The sequence below is a fragment of the Paenibacillus sp. FSL H8-0259 genome, assembly GCF_037963255.1.
Lineage (GTDB): Bacteria > Bacillota > Bacilli > Paenibacillales > Paenibacillaceae > Paenibacillus_AQ > Paenibacillus_AQ phytohabitans.
This window is the reverse complement of the sequence record NZ_CP150147.1, coordinates 1,698,952-1,712,063: the sequence shown is the minus strand read 5'-3', so window position 1 is coordinate 1,712,063 and position 13,112 is coordinate 1,698,952. Positions and strand designations below refer to the sequence as shown.

Genomic DNA, 13,112 nt, shown 5'->3' with positions numbered 1-13,112 from the left:
CATACCATTAGAACAAATTATACCTGCAAAAAAAGCTAAAATCCAGTCTATTAATGACCTCAGGTCAATAATAATTTGCATTTTTCAACAAGAAACCGCTTACCATGACATGGCATGTAACCGCTATGTATGGTAGGTGTCAGGAAACCTCGAAATTCATCTTGTGATACCCGCGCATTAACGTTATTATTGCACAGTGATGGCTTTTCTATTATCATGAATGTTTACATATTGTTCGCAAAGGGAGTTACTGAAATGGATCAAGAAAACAAACCTCAAGTTGTACCGGCCTCTAAATACTGCCACGAATCCCGCGTATTCAAAACTGGCCGTGTCTTCCCGAATGATGTTAACAACCACAAAACATTGTTCGGCGGCAAACTGATGAGCACAATTGATGAAGTTGCCTCTATCTCGGCCATGCGCCACTGCCGTACGAATGTGGTAACCGCCTCCGCTGATTCTGTAGACTTCCTTCTGCCGATCAGGCCAACTGATTCTGTCTGCTTCGAATCCTTCGTCTCCTGGACGGGACGCACCAGCATCGAGGTATTCGTCAAAATCATCTCGGAGAACCTCTATACAGGTGAACGTGCTGTTGCAGCTACATCGTTCCTTACCTTCGTTGCAGTCCATGAAGATGGCACTCCATCCCCCGTTCCGGCCATCATTGCCGAGACTGAGGAAGAGAAGCTGATCTGCCAATCGGCCAACGAGCGTTCGGAGCTGCGCAAGATCAGACGCGCCAGCAGCAAGAAGCTGGCTTCACAGCTTAGCACAACAAAGTACTGGGAATAGCACTCTCCGGAATTCTGTTCCTTCAATATAGCAGGGAGCAGCAGCTCAGCCTTACGGCACAAAAAAGCACCGTCACGCGGGACATCCCGCAGGCGGTGCTTTTCGGTTTATATCATTCTTACGCGTTGATCTTCTCTTTGGCAACTACAGCCAGGGAGTTGAATGCGTTCAGATCATTCACTGCCAGATCAGCCAGCATCTTACGGTTCACTTCTACGCCAGCCAATTTCAGGCCGTATACAAGCTTGCTATAGGAAAGACCGTTCAAACGCGCTGCAGCGTTGATACGAACGATCCACAGTCTGCGGAAGTTACGTTTAGTCTGACGACGGTCACGGTAAGCATAAACCATCGATTTCATTACTTGCTCTTTAGCTGTTTTGAAAATGCGGTGCTTGGAACCGAAGTAACCTTTTGCCAGTTTCAATACTTTTTTATGTCTACGACGAACTACAAATCCGCCTTTAACTCTTGCCATATTAATAAACCTCCCAAAAATGTGTAATTAACTATTTCAAGTTAGCAAGTCCTTGTTTCAAACGTCTTACATCCCCAGGGGCCATTACTGGATTGCCGTTCAATACGCGTTTTGCGCGTTTCGATTTGTGGGACAGCAAGTGGTTCTTGTGAGCTTTGTAACGCAATACTTTACCAGTTCCAGTGATCTTAAAGCGGCCTTTCAGGCTGCTATGTGTTTTCATTTTAGGCATGGTGTTTCCTCCTTGAATATTATGCGGCGCCAAATTGCTGTGCAAGTGACTCCAGGATTATTGGGCTTTAGGAGCCAAAATCATAATCATGCTGCGGCCTTCCAGCTTAGGCTGGCGCTCAACAACAGAAATATCTTCCACTTCGTTCTTCACACGCTCCAGGATCTTCTGGCCGATACTCGCATGGGTAATCTCACGTCCGCGGAAACGAACGGAGCACTTCACTTTATCGCCTTCGCCCAGGAACTTGATAACATTGCGGAACTTGGTCTGATAATCATGTTCTTCAATGTTAGCACGGAACCAGACTTCCTTGATATCCACGATCTTCTGGTTCTTGCGCGCTTCCTTCTCTTTCTTCTGCGTTTCATAACGGAACTTGCCGTAATCCATGATGCGGCATACCGGCGGTTTCGCCTGCGGTGCTACATTGACTAAATCAAGATTAAGATCGATCGCCATCTGCAACGCCTCGCGGATCGGTTTGATCCCGATTTGTTCACCTTCTGCTCCAACCAGCCGGACCTCTTTGGCCCGAATTTCATCATTGATCATATGTTCCTTACTGATAATACTCCACCTCCGGATCTTCTTGTAATGCGGTTCTCCATAAAAAAGGGATGCCGGTAACTCCCCGACACCCCGTTTGATCAACGTTCATGAATTATAACCATTCATAAAGCATTGAGATCAAAACCAGTCGGCAATTTAGCCGTTCAGGTGAGAAGCCGGTGCTTCTGCTTGCAATCCCTATGTTTTGCACACTTGAATACTATACAACACTGAGCGAACGGTGTCAATATCTTCCCCAAAAAATACTTAGATAACAATCAGGCATTATACTACACTTGCTTGCTCTGCACTTCCTCAAGCCGCACCACACGCGTGTGCTTGGTATGGCTCCATTGCTTGTTGTTCTGCGTGAAGAACGCGTAGAACGTAATGGGGTACCACGAGAGCAGATAAACCGGGAAGGCCAGGAGGTACAGATATACCTTCTTGAACTTCACCTTCTCCAGCGCCATGGCCAGCAGGAAGGTCAGAATATTGGCGCCAATGGCAAAGTAGCTCAGCCAGAGCGGCAAATGACCGTAAATATTAGCAATGTGCGGACCATCGAACATGGAGTTGTCGATCCACATTACCGCCGTCATCAGGAACGTCAGCAGCACAATGTAGACGTTCGCTCCATAGAGCGCCAAGTCAAACTTCGTCAGGCTGCGTTCTTTGATGCTCTGCCACAGCAAAGGGAAGAAATAACGGCGGGCGACTGTGAAATGCCCCTGCATCCACCGCAGACGCTGTCTGGAGGAAGCCTTGAACGTAAGCGGCTTCTCATCGAAGACTTTGGCATCATAGTTGAATCTTGGATACACACCCTTAGAAGCGCTGCGCATGGTGAATTCCAAATCCTCCACCAGACTTGTGGCCCCCCAGCCCATCTCTTTGAGCAGGTTCGTCTCGAAGCACATGCCTGTTCCGCCGAGGAAGTTGGCCATGTTCAGATTATGGCGCGACAGCTGCCAGAGCCGGTTGATGTACCAGTAGGATACGCCGTAAGCAGCGGTAATCCATGAATCCTCCGGATTCTTGGTATCGATATAACCTTGAATTACACGGCCGCCTGAGCATAGATCATTATTCATTTCGGTCAGGAATTCGGTATGCGCGAGGTTGTCGGCATCAAACATCACGACAGCATCATACTGGCGGGGCAGCGCCCACAGCTCCTTGAGCATCCACTCGATAGCATAACCTTTTCCGCGAAGATTCGTGTTGGTACGTACACAGGCATTCATGCCGTGCTCCCGTACGATGGCTGCTGTATTATCCGTACAGTTATCGCAGATGACAAATACATCGTACAGTTCCTGGGGATAATTAAGCTGCTTCAGATTTTCCATTAACGCGCCGACTACTTCTTCCTCGTTGTGCGCGGCAACCAGTACGGCAAATGACTTTTGCGGCGCATACTTAACCTTGTTCTTTTTCTTGTGCAGCCCAAACAGTGAGAATGCAAACTGATAAACTGCAATTGCCGCCAAGATCACTTGGAGCGTAACAAACAATGCGTCTGTCATGATCTTTTGATGCCCCCTTTTCCAAGTCTAGATGTTCTCTTTCTCTCTCAGGCTTGTTAACGTTCTTTCTGACCCTTTTGTTGCATCCCTTACAGCAGACAAGAATTATCCCTTTTTCTCGGGCAGGCTTCCGAATTGTATATAGCCCCGTTCCTAAGATATGAACATGGTATCCGGATCATGGCCGAATCCTTATTTCTCTGTTACCTTATAAACGGGATCTTCCTGCTTGAATCATTGTAGACGCATTGGGGTACACAAGTCAAAACTGGCATTTTTCGAGTGATTCCGAGCTTTTTCTTGAAATGGACTGCCTTAAAAAAGTATGATAAAGACAGCTTCAGGTCTTGGAACCTGCTGCTTAAGCTGCGCCAAATATCTTTAGCCGGACTAACGGAGGGACAAGATATGAGACCTTTTTTCAAGAAACTGCATCTCTTGGAGCGGCTTCTCTTTCAATGGATTAACGGACGGCTGCACAACCGTTTTCTGAACTTCTGGCTCTGGTACCTCACTCATCTCGGAGGAGCTACGAGCTCCATCGGTATCAATATTCTGATCTGGGCACTGTGTCCACAGCCATGGAGAACTACAGGACTGCAGGCACTGACAGCACTGGCTGTAAGCCATCTGCCCGTTGCCGTTGCCAAAAAGCTCTATCCGCGCATGCGGCCTTATCTGGCGCTGCCGGGCACCAATACGTTTCATAATCCGCTTAAGGATCATTCTTTTCCTTCAGGCCATACTACAGCTATCTTCGCCTCTACGGTTCCTTATATGATGGCCTACCCTGCCCTGACCTATATCTTGCTTCCGCTCGCCTGCACGGTCGGCTTCTCCCGGATCTATCTCGGGCTGCATTATCCGTCCGATGTCATCGCTGGTGCGGTAATCGGCTCCGGCGTTGCCGCAGGCACGCTTGCGCTATGGGTCTGACGCCCTCCCGGCTGCGGACCCCTGAATACCACTAAAGAACAGGTGAACTATACATTGCGCAAAAAAAGAGTATTATTGCTGTCCGAAGGTTTCGGCGCAGGGCATACCCAGGCAGCATACGCGCTGTCGAGCAGCCTGCGCAAATTGTCGCCTGATGTGCAGACGAAGGTGCTGGAGCTCGGAAGCTTCCTCAATCCCAAGATGGCGCCGATCATTGTCTCTGCCTACCGCAAAACGGTGATCTCCCAGCCCCGGCTGATGGGCTATGTCTACCGGCACCAGAAATCATTCAATCGTCTTACCACACTTGCCCTGCACCGCATATTTTATACGCATACGCAAAATATTGTGAAGCAGCTGAAGCCGGACATCATCGTCTGCACTCATTTCATTCCCGGCGCTGTGGTTTCCCGGCTGAAACGGCTGGACCCGTCGCTGAAAGCGCCGCTGATCACAGTCATCACGGATTACGACGCCCATGCCAGCTGGATCAGTCCTGAAGTAGACCGTTATCTGGTCTCTACACCGGAGGTCAAGGCCAAGCTCCGCCGCCGCAGTGTTGCTGCCGCCAAAATCCGGGTAACCGGTATGCCGGTACATCCCGATTTCTGGGAACATCCCGGCCGGGAAGAGATCCAGAAGCAGTTCAGCCTCCGGAACATGCCTACGGTCATGGTCATGGGCGGCGGCTGGGGCATGATGAACGATGAGGTGGTGAACGAAGCCCTCGCCGGCTGGCGGGAGAAGGTGCAGCTTGTGTTCTGCCTCGGACAGAATGACAAGCTGCTGCGCGGAATGCAGGAAGACCCGCGCTACAGCCACCCCAACATCAAGCTGCTGGGCTTCACCCGTGAAGTCGATAAGCTCATGGAGGTCTCGGACCTGCTGGTCACCAAGCCCGGCGGAATGACCTGCAGCGAAGGATTGGCCAAGGGCATCCCTATGCTCTTCCATTCACCGCTGCCGGGGCAGGAAGAAGAAAACTGCCGTTATTTCACGGCCGCCGGCTTCGGGGAACCGATAAGCTCCCTCGATGTGGTCGACCGTTGGATGGAACGGCTGCTGGGCGACTACGGGGATGTGCGGGCCAAACGCCAAGCCCATCTGGAGGAGATTTCCCGGTTCAACCCGCTGCAAAGCGCCCAGAGCATCATTGACATGCTGGAATAGCCCCGCATTCTTATAGAACAATGGGACCTAAGGCATACACCTCCTTATATTGGATGATAAACGGCAAATGGCAGCCCAGGGAGAATTCCCCGGACTGCCATTTGCACTATACAGCTAATAATGTCGAAAGGACTACAGGCGGTATTTGTCCAGCCGGGAGGCCTGATACTGCTTCAGCGCCTCTTCCCCGACAATGGCCTCGCAGCGCTGAATGTTCACACCGCGTCCGTAAAACTTGGTTTCATATTCCGTCATGACATGCTCTTCATTGATCACGCCGCCTTCATGCAGATCAAGGGAAATGTTCTTCATCTGAAGACCATAGTCGGCAAAAGCATTCAGGGAGAATTCAAACAGGCTGCGGGAATCCGTCTTCAGGTGGATTTCGCCAAGCGGACTAAGCAGCCCGCGGTATTTGTCGAGAAAACGCGGATGCGTCAGACGCCGGCGGGCATGCTTACTCTTCGGCCACGGATCGCTGAAATTCAGGTAGATCCGCTCCAGTTCACCCGGAGCAAATACTTCCTCCGCATAATCGATATTGGCCAGTGCCACTCTGACGTTCGGCGGCGTCTCTTCCCCTGCCGGCTCCCACACATTTCTGGCCTTCTCGGCTGCACGCCGGACCAGTTCATCGTACATATCAACGCCGATAAAATTGATACCGGGATATTTGAAGCTCATCTGGCTGATGAACTGCCCCTTGCCCATTCCGAACTCCACATGAATCGGATGATCATTGCCGAAAAGCTCCGACCAACGGCCCTTCAGGCTGCGTGGATCAAGGATGACCAGGTCAGTCTGCTCCTCAAGGCTTTCACGTATTCCTTTTCTTCCGCGTAAACGCATTAGGTATTCCTCCGCTTATCTCTTATTGCATTATCTGTGAATAGGGAGCTGCGAGGAAATTAGTACCCGCTTTTGTTGACAAAATCTCCACGGTTTTGGGAGTTTTGTCAACAAATTAGCGGTACTTTATTTCGTCGCAGTCTCTAGGATAACTGCCACTTGCAATATTGTGCCGAACTTGCCGTCAAAAGTAAAGGGATTTAAGCAGGAAGCTGAAAATATCCCTGCAAAAATTCAAAAAAAAGGATTCCCCGTCCAGCCTTAAAAAGGCCGGTTGGAAAATCCCTTTTTGTTGTATTTGGAATTGGGGTCCACTTTTCAACAGTACATAGTCTACCTTGCCGGAGCGTTAAAATCAAATGTCTTCTCGAAGGCACTGCGGATCTTGCGCTGCGCTTCGGTCTTAATCTTGTGGTTGCCGTTAAATTCCACGCCTGTCAGGGCAAGGGCCTCATCGGGAGTCAGCTGCACATCAATCGAACCTTTATTATCGGGAAACACCGTTGGAGAATTCATCGTTATCACCTCTATGGTTTATTATGGACCGGACGACACGAAATTATGAATTCAAAAATGTGATTGTGGTTGCTGCAGCGGCTTTTTTACACTTTAAATATAACATATTGTGTAAGCATTTACAAGCGAAATCCCGGCTGTTTCCTGCCTATTTCTAGCTCTTTTCCGCCGGATTTCCGGGAGTAATTGTTACGCTCTTCTTTGATTTTTGATACAATGGGAAGGTTAATGAAAGGAGCTGCACATGTCTAATCTTCTACAGACCTCCTCTCCGCTTCTGTGGGGGGATAAACGGTTCCATACCTGGAACTATGAAATGCGTGATCAGATGGATACCAAGGTGTTCAAGGTCATGCTGGATGCCGGCTTCACCTGTCCAAACCGTGACGGTTCCATCGCCAAAGGAGGCTGCACTTTCTGCAGCGCCAGAGGGTCTGGTGATTTCGCCGGAAGCCGCCGCGATGATCTGGTTACCCAGTTCAACAATGTACGTGACCGCCAGCACTTGAAATGGCCAAACGCCAAATATATCGGCTATTTCCAGGCCTACACTAATACGTACGCTCCCGTTGAGGAGCTAAGGGAATATTATGAGGTTATCCTGCAGCAGCCGGGTGTGGTCGGTCTCGCCATTGCTACCCGGCCGGACTGCCTGCCCGATGATGTGGTCGAATACCTTGCCGATCTGAACAAGCGCACCTATCTGTGGGTGGAGATGGGTCTTCAGACCATCCACCAGTCCACCTCCGATCTGATTAACCGGGCGCATGATACAGCCTGTTATACCGAAGCCGTTGCGAAGCTCCGCCGTCACGGTATCCGGGTCTGCACCCATATCATTCACGGGCTTCCGCAGGAAACGCATGAGATGATGCTGGAGACTGTATCTGCTGTTGCCAACATGGGCGTGCAGGGGATCAAAATCCACCTGCTTCACCTCATGCGCAAAACGCCGATGGTGAAGCAGTACGAAGCCGGCCTGCTGCGATTCCTGGAGCAGGATGAGTATGTGAAGCTGATTGCCGACTCGCTGGAGATTCTGCCGCCGGACATGATTGTCCACCGCCTGACCGGCGATGCTCCGCGTGATTCCCTGGTTGGCCCGATGTGGAGCCTGAAGAAGTGGGAAGTTCTGAATGCCATTGACCACGAGCTGATTGCCCGTGATACCTGGCAGGGTAAGTACTGGAGGAAGGGCTAATGGGCTTCATGTCCGTCCTTAGCTTTGCTCATAAATTAACCGCCGAGCGGCTCGCCCCCGGCGGACGGGCCATTGACGCCACCGTGGGCGCAGGTAGCGACACCCTGTTCCTCGCCAAGGCGGCGGGGCCGCGCGGCGGGGTCTACGGCTTCGACATCCAGCACGCGGCGCTGGCTCTTGCCGGAGAGCGCCTGCGGCTGGCCCGGGAGGAAGCGCCTGCTGCGCTGTCTCCCGTAACGCTGCTGCAGCGGAGCCATGCAGCAATGGCTGAAGCCGTTCCGCCCGATTGGCGCGGAACGGTCTCGACGGTGATGTTCAACCTCGGCTATCTGCCTGCAGGCGATGCCGACAAGACCATCATCACCGAGCCGGAGAGCACGCTGGCCGCGCTGGAGGCCGCGCTGCTGCTGCTGCGCCCGGGCGGGATCATCACGGCCGTGCTGTATCCCGGCCACGAAGGCGGCGGCCGTGAAGCTGCCGCCGTGGAAGCCTGGGCCGCCGGACTGGCCCAGCCGGACGCGCAATCCATCGTGTACCGCCAGCTGCAGCGCGATTCCGCCCCGTATGTAGTAGCTGTAGAGAAGAAAAAAGGAGCTGATCACTAAATGGCAGTAACCAAAATGGAGCATGTCGGCATTAAAGTGGACATTCTTGAGCGTTCACTGCAATTTTACCAGGAGGTCATCGGCTTGACGCTTCAGGGTATTCTGGGCCAGCCTGGAGATGAAGTGCGTCTCGCCTTTCTCAGCTTCCCCGGACAAGCCAGTGTTGAGATTGAACTGATTGAACGGGCATTCGAGGGTCTGCCGCAGGAAGGACGGGTAAGCCATACCGCCTTCACAGTCGATGACATTGAGAAAGAGCACAGAAGACTTGCCGGACTCGGCATCCCGGCACTGACCGGTATTTCAGAGCTCGCGAACGGCAGCCGCTATTTCTTCTTCGAGGGACCGGACAGCGAGAAGCTTGAGTTCTTCCAGCCGGCGCATAGTCCTACAAATCCTGCACGAAATACAACATTTACTTCATAAATAACGATTCCCATTCAAATTGTTGTATAAAAAAGGCAGCATTTCTCCTCCTGCAAGTATTTCAGCGGAAAAAATCTTGTATTTTGTATAGGCGTGTTGATTTCCCAAAAAAAGGGACAAAAAAGGCCGCCATTTCGGGTAATGGTAAGTACGACCAAACCAAACCGAAATGAGGCGACCTCATGAATAAATATACCCCATTCTTAGCTGTTTTCAAACAAGTGTTAACATCGGATGAAGTCGAAATGGTGACCGGACAAACCAAGGACTACGTGGATAGAGGAACCAAAATGACCGTCGGGTTGCTACTCGATTACTTTGTCCAAGCCTGCTACCACAAATGGGACGGCTTCCGGCAAAGTGCCCGCTTAGGCCCAAACTTTGACTTGCCTGAGATTCATTACTCCACCCTTTCCGGCAAGGCCGGTGAAGTCCCTTACGAAATCTTCAAACGTATCTTTCAAATGCTCGTCACGAAATGTAACCGTCAAACCCGGCGGCATCTGAATCTGCCTAAAGATCTTCTGCTGATTGACTCGACTACGGTCACGGCGGCGAACTCCCGAATGCCTTGGGCCTCGTACAAAAAATTCAGAGGGGGCATTAAGCTGCATGTTGCTCTTTCGCAGGGTCAGCGTTCACCCGTGAACGTGGAGGAATCGATCGCGAAGCGCAATGACGCTCCGTTTGGAGAAGTCTTGGCAGATACGGACTACATTTTGGTACAGGATCGGGCGTACGGAAAAATCAGCAGATTGGATCAATATGTGCTTCAGGGCCAGTCGTTTGTGATTCGACTCAAAGACAATCTCCATTTGGTGAAGCCGAGAAACCTCCAGCGACCCGCAGAGGGAGAAACGAACATTGTTCGTGATATTACTTGTTATATCGGTCAAGGGAAGTGCCAATCCGCTAAGCGCCACCGGGTCGTAGAATTTGAGAATGACCGGGGGGAAGTCGTACGGGTCGTGACCGATTTGAGAAAAGAGTCTGCTTATGTGATCGCTGAAATCTATAAGGCACGCTGGGAAATTGAAGTCTTTTTCCGCTGGATTAAACAGCATCTGAACGTGCCATGTCTATTTGGAACCACTGAAAATGCAGTATACAGCCAATTGTTTGTGGCCCTTGCGGTCTATGTACTTCTGAGACGTGTTTATGATGAAATCCACCCCAACGTGCCTGCCTTTGCTCAACTGACCCTTTGGGAATTTATGCAGCATTGGCGTATATTTAGTCTTCCGCTGGAGTGGCAGGTTCAACTTAGTCTGCTCAGGAACAAGGTTGTTTTGGGAATTATATCCATACCATAATATGGGGAATCAACAGGCTTGTATTTTGTACAACAATGCTGCCAATCACCCTGGTATCGTTCAATCAATGTTGTAATAAGTACAACATAACTATGATGCTGCCAATAATGTGTGAGCTTAAGCGTGTCACATATGATCCGGCTTGGCTGACCAGCGTCTGACCAGCGTTTGACCGGTTACTTATTGGGTTATAGTCCGATGTACCGTTTAAATATTAAGTCTTAAACATTCTATAATCAGGAAGGAAGATGTTGTAATGACAAAACCATATCCTCTAAAATTTCAGCCGGAGTTCAAAGAACGTGTCTGGGGAGGCCGTGCGCTGGAGAAATTCGGCCTGGAGCTGCCGGAAGGCCATATCGGCGAAGGCTGGATGATCGCTGACCACCCGAACGGAACCTCTTCTGTTGTGAACGGCGAGCTCGCCGGACTAGGTCTGGATGCCATCCGTGAGCAGTTCGGACATGAATGGTTCGGCAGCAAGGGCATTACGGAAGACGGCGGAAGATTCCCGCTGCTGATCAAGCTGCTCGATTGCAATGACAATCTTTCCGTACAGGTACACCCTACTGATGATTATGCCGGATTACCCAAGGGCGAACTGGGCAAAACAGAAATGTGGTACGTGCTGGATGCCAAGCCGGGCGCCAAAATCATCTACGGTCTGAAAGAAGGCGTAACCCGCGAAGTTCTGCAGGATGCACTTGAGAACGGGACCGTTATGGACAGCCTGCAGGAAGTGACTGTAGCGGCAGGAGATTCTTTCTATATTCCCGCAGGCACCGTTCACGCCTTGTGTGCAGGTGTCGTTGTAGCCGAAATCCAGCAGAACTCCGACACTACATACCGGATTTACGATTACGACCGTCCCGGCCTGGACGGCAAACCGCGCGAGCTGCATATTGAGGATTCCCTGAATGTTACTGCCTATGAAGGTGCAGGCGCGACCTCGATGAAGACAGACGGTGCAGTGGCCGGTGAATGGCTGCAAATCGCCTCCTCCCCTTATTTCATCGTTGAAAAAGGTGTGGTTTCCGGTGAATGGCAGCTTGCCACCACGGACGACAGCTTCACTATTCTGGTGATCTGTGAAGGCAGCGGCCACCTGATCTGGGAAGGCGGCTCCCAGCCTTATGCAGCAGGCGAATGCTACCTGCTCCCGTCCAGCCTCGGCGCCTACAGCATCGAAGGCATGTCCACGGTTCTCCGCTCTTATCTGCCGTAAGCAACCATAACTGGTATACCGGGCAGATTTAGTTTAACGAAGTACTCTTACGCTAGGATTGCTGAATTTAACTTTCAGGAGGACGGCGATGACAGAGAACACTTTTACGATGACCGATCCACTAGGTGTCAAAATCCATGTCTATGAATGGTTGCCGGAAGCTGGAGCTGACGTCAGAGGGATCGTGCAGATCTCTCACGGCATGTGTGAAACGGCTGCGCGTTATGCCCGTTTTGCGTCCGCGCTCACCGCAGCCGGTTATGCGGTGTATGCCAATGACCACCGGGGCCATGGCCTCACCGCCGGCCAAGTCAATCTGCTAGGCGATACCGGGGAGAACGGTTTCTACTGGATGCGCCGCAATCTGCTGCAGCTTGCGGGAATCGCCTGCTCCCGGCATCAGCATGTGCCGATTTACCTGTTCGCCCATAGCATGGGCTCCTTCCTGGCCCAGAAGCTGATGTGCGAAGAAGGTAATGAAATTTACAGCGGCTTCATTCTCAGCGGTACCAACGGTCCGCGGAGCATGCTGCGGCTGGCAGAATCGCTGTCGGCAATGCAGCTAAGGCTGCAGGGAGACCACCATCGCAGCGTATTGTTGAACGGCATTGTCTTTGGCGCTTATAACCGTGCCTTCTCTCCTGTCAGGACCGCCTTTGACTGGCTTAGCAGAGACCCGGTGGAGGTGGACCACTTCATCTCCGACCCGTTCTGCGGGGCGATCTGCACTACCCGCTTCTTCCGGGATTTCTTCCATATGCTGCGGGAGCTTCATACCAGGGCCACCCTGCGAACCTTGTGCAGAGATAAACCTGTCTATCTGTTCGCCGGGGAGAAAGACCCCGTGGGGATGAACGGTCAAGGGGTGAAGCGTCTGGCCGAACTGTACCGCAGGCAGGGAATACAGGACGTAGAGTGCAAGCTGTACCCTGAAGGCAGGCATGAGATGCTGAACGAGGTCAACCGGGATGAGGTCACCGCCGATGTGCTGGACTGGCTTGCCCGCCACCTCCCTGCCGGCTCCATGCGGCTTCAGCCTACGGCGAATTAGCTTCAATGGAGCTTTGACTCTGGCGCCCGGGCTGACCATTCGTGTAATCTGCAGGGGGAAATGCTGAGAAATGTCAGTAGCTTAAATCGAATGTATCCAAAATAAAACGAGGCACCCCGTACCTGACGGAGTGCCTCGTTTTCGGTTATGCTGCCAAAGTTCTGCTGCTGCCCAGGGTGTCTCCACCTGATTGACATTGCAGCAGCAACTATTGCTGTATTTTCTGCAGGA

Annotated in this window: 15 protein-coding genes; 9 read left to right on the top strand and 6 right to left on the bottom strand. The window is 51.5% G+C overall.

Going from position 1 to position 13,112, the window contains the following annotated elements; all coding sequences use genetic code 11:
* The first annotated feature begins 255 nt into the window (after positions 1-255).
* Positions 256-798, top strand: a complete 543-nt coding sequence (locus tag NSU01_RS07420; RefSeq protein WP_039301523.1) for an acyl-CoA thioesterase — start codon at positions 256-258, stop codon at positions 796-798.
* 118 nt (positions 799-916) lie between these two features.
* On the opposite strand, the gene rplT is transcribed toward NSU01_RS07420, so the two are convergent.
* The 4 genes from rplT to NSU01_RS07400 form a co-directional block, all read right to left on the bottom strand.
* Positions 917-1,276, bottom strand: coding sequence for a 50S ribosomal protein L20 (rplT, locus tag NSU01_RS07415; RefSeq protein WP_036649386.1), 360 nt, complete (start codon positions 1,274-1,276; stop codon positions 917-919).
* A gap of 31 nt (positions 1,277-1,307) precedes the next feature.
* Complete coding sequence (rpmI, locus tag NSU01_RS07410) at positions 1,308-1,508, bottom strand: 50S ribosomal protein L35 (RefSeq protein ID WP_036696104.1); 201 nt, start codon at positions 1,506-1,508, stop codon at positions 1,308-1,310.
* Positions 1,509-1,565: 57 nt separating this feature from the next.
* Positions 1,566-2,063, bottom strand: coding sequence for a translation initiation factor IF-3 (infC, locus tag NSU01_RS07405; protein ID WP_039301536.1), 498 nt, complete (start codon positions 2,061-2,063; stop codon positions 1,566-1,568).
* Between the two features lie 287 nt (positions 2,064-2,350).
* Positions 2,351-3,589 (bottom strand): glycosyltransferase family 2 protein, encoded by a 1,239-nt coding sequence (locus tag NSU01_RS07400; RefSeq protein WP_042134481.1) that lies wholly within the window; start codon positions 3,587-3,589, stop codon positions 2,351-2,353.
* A gap of 408 nt (positions 3,590-3,997) precedes the next feature.
* Between NSU01_RS07400 and NSU01_RS07395 the strand changes: the two genes are divergently transcribed.
* The gene (locus tag NSU01_RS07395; RefSeq protein ID WP_039301542.1) at positions 3,998-4,525 is read left to right on the top strand and encodes a phosphatase PAP2 family protein; all 528 of its coding nucleotides are present in this window, start codon (positions 3,998-4,000) and stop codon (positions 4,523-4,525) included.
* A 54-nt stretch (positions 4,526-4,579) separates the two neighbouring features.
* On the top strand, positions 4,580-5,695 hold the full coding sequence (locus tag NSU01_RS07390) for a UDP-N-acetylglucosamine--LPS N-acetylglucosamine transferase (RefSeq protein ID WP_042134480.1): 1,116 nt from the start codon (positions 4,580-4,582) through the stop codon (positions 5,693-5,695).
* 132 nt (positions 5,696-5,827) lie between these two features.
* Here the strand turns inward: NSU01_RS07390 and trmB are convergent, their stop codons facing one another.
* Positions 5,828-6,544 (bottom strand): tRNA (guanosine(46)-N7)-methyltransferase TrmB, encoded by a 717-nt coding sequence (trmB, locus tag NSU01_RS07385; protein ID WP_042134479.1) that lies wholly within the window; start codon positions 6,542-6,544, stop codon positions 5,828-5,830.
* Positions 6,545-6,877: 333 nt separating this feature from the next.
* A complete protein-coding gene (locus NSU01_RS07380) occupies positions 6,878-7,060 on the bottom strand; it encodes a hypothetical protein (RefSeq protein WP_039301551.1) in 183 nt (60 codons plus the stop codon).
* A 244-nt stretch (positions 7,061-7,304) separates the two neighbouring features.
* Between NSU01_RS07380 and NSU01_RS07375 the strand changes: the two genes are divergently transcribed.
* From NSU01_RS07375 to NSU01_RS07350, 6 genes are all read left to right on the top strand, one after another.
* A complete protein-coding gene (locus tag NSU01_RS07375; RefSeq protein WP_039301554.1) occupies positions 7,305-8,261 on the top strand; it encodes a TIGR01212 family radical SAM protein in 957 nt (318 codons plus the stop codon).
* Positions 8,261-8,866 (top strand): class I SAM-dependent methyltransferase, encoded by a 606-nt coding sequence (locus NSU01_RS07370; protein WP_076248946.1) that lies wholly within the window; start codon positions 8,261-8,263, stop codon positions 8,864-8,866. Before NSU01_RS07375 ends, NSU01_RS07370 begins: the two co-directional genes overlap by 1 nt.
* Positions 8,867-9,292: a VOC family protein gene (locus tag NSU01_RS07365; protein ID WP_076248949.1), complete on the top strand. Its 426-nt coding sequence runs from the start codon at positions 8,867-8,869 to the stop codon at positions 9,290-9,292. It abuts the gene before it with no gap.
* A 182-nt stretch (positions 9,293-9,474) separates the two neighbouring features.
* Positions 9,475-10,605 carry an IS4 family transposase gene (locus NSU01_RS07360; protein ID WP_042135621.1) on the top strand — a complete coding sequence of 377 codons (1,131 nt, stop codon included), beginning with the start codon at positions 9,475-9,477 and terminating at the stop codon, positions 10,603-10,605.
* 256 nt (positions 10,606-10,861) lie between these two features.
* Positions 10,862-11,830: a type I phosphomannose isomerase catalytic subunit gene (locus NSU01_RS07355; RefSeq protein ID WP_076242441.1), complete on the top strand. Its 969-nt coding sequence runs from the start codon at positions 10,862-10,864 to the stop codon at positions 11,828-11,830.
* A gap of 88 nt (positions 11,831-11,918) precedes the next feature.
* The gene (locus NSU01_RS07350; protein WP_076242440.1) at positions 11,919-12,881 is read left to right on the top strand and encodes an alpha/beta hydrolase; all 963 of its coding nucleotides are present in this window, start codon (positions 11,919-11,921) and stop codon (positions 12,879-12,881) included.
* Positions 12,882-13,112: the final 231 nt, after the last annotated feature.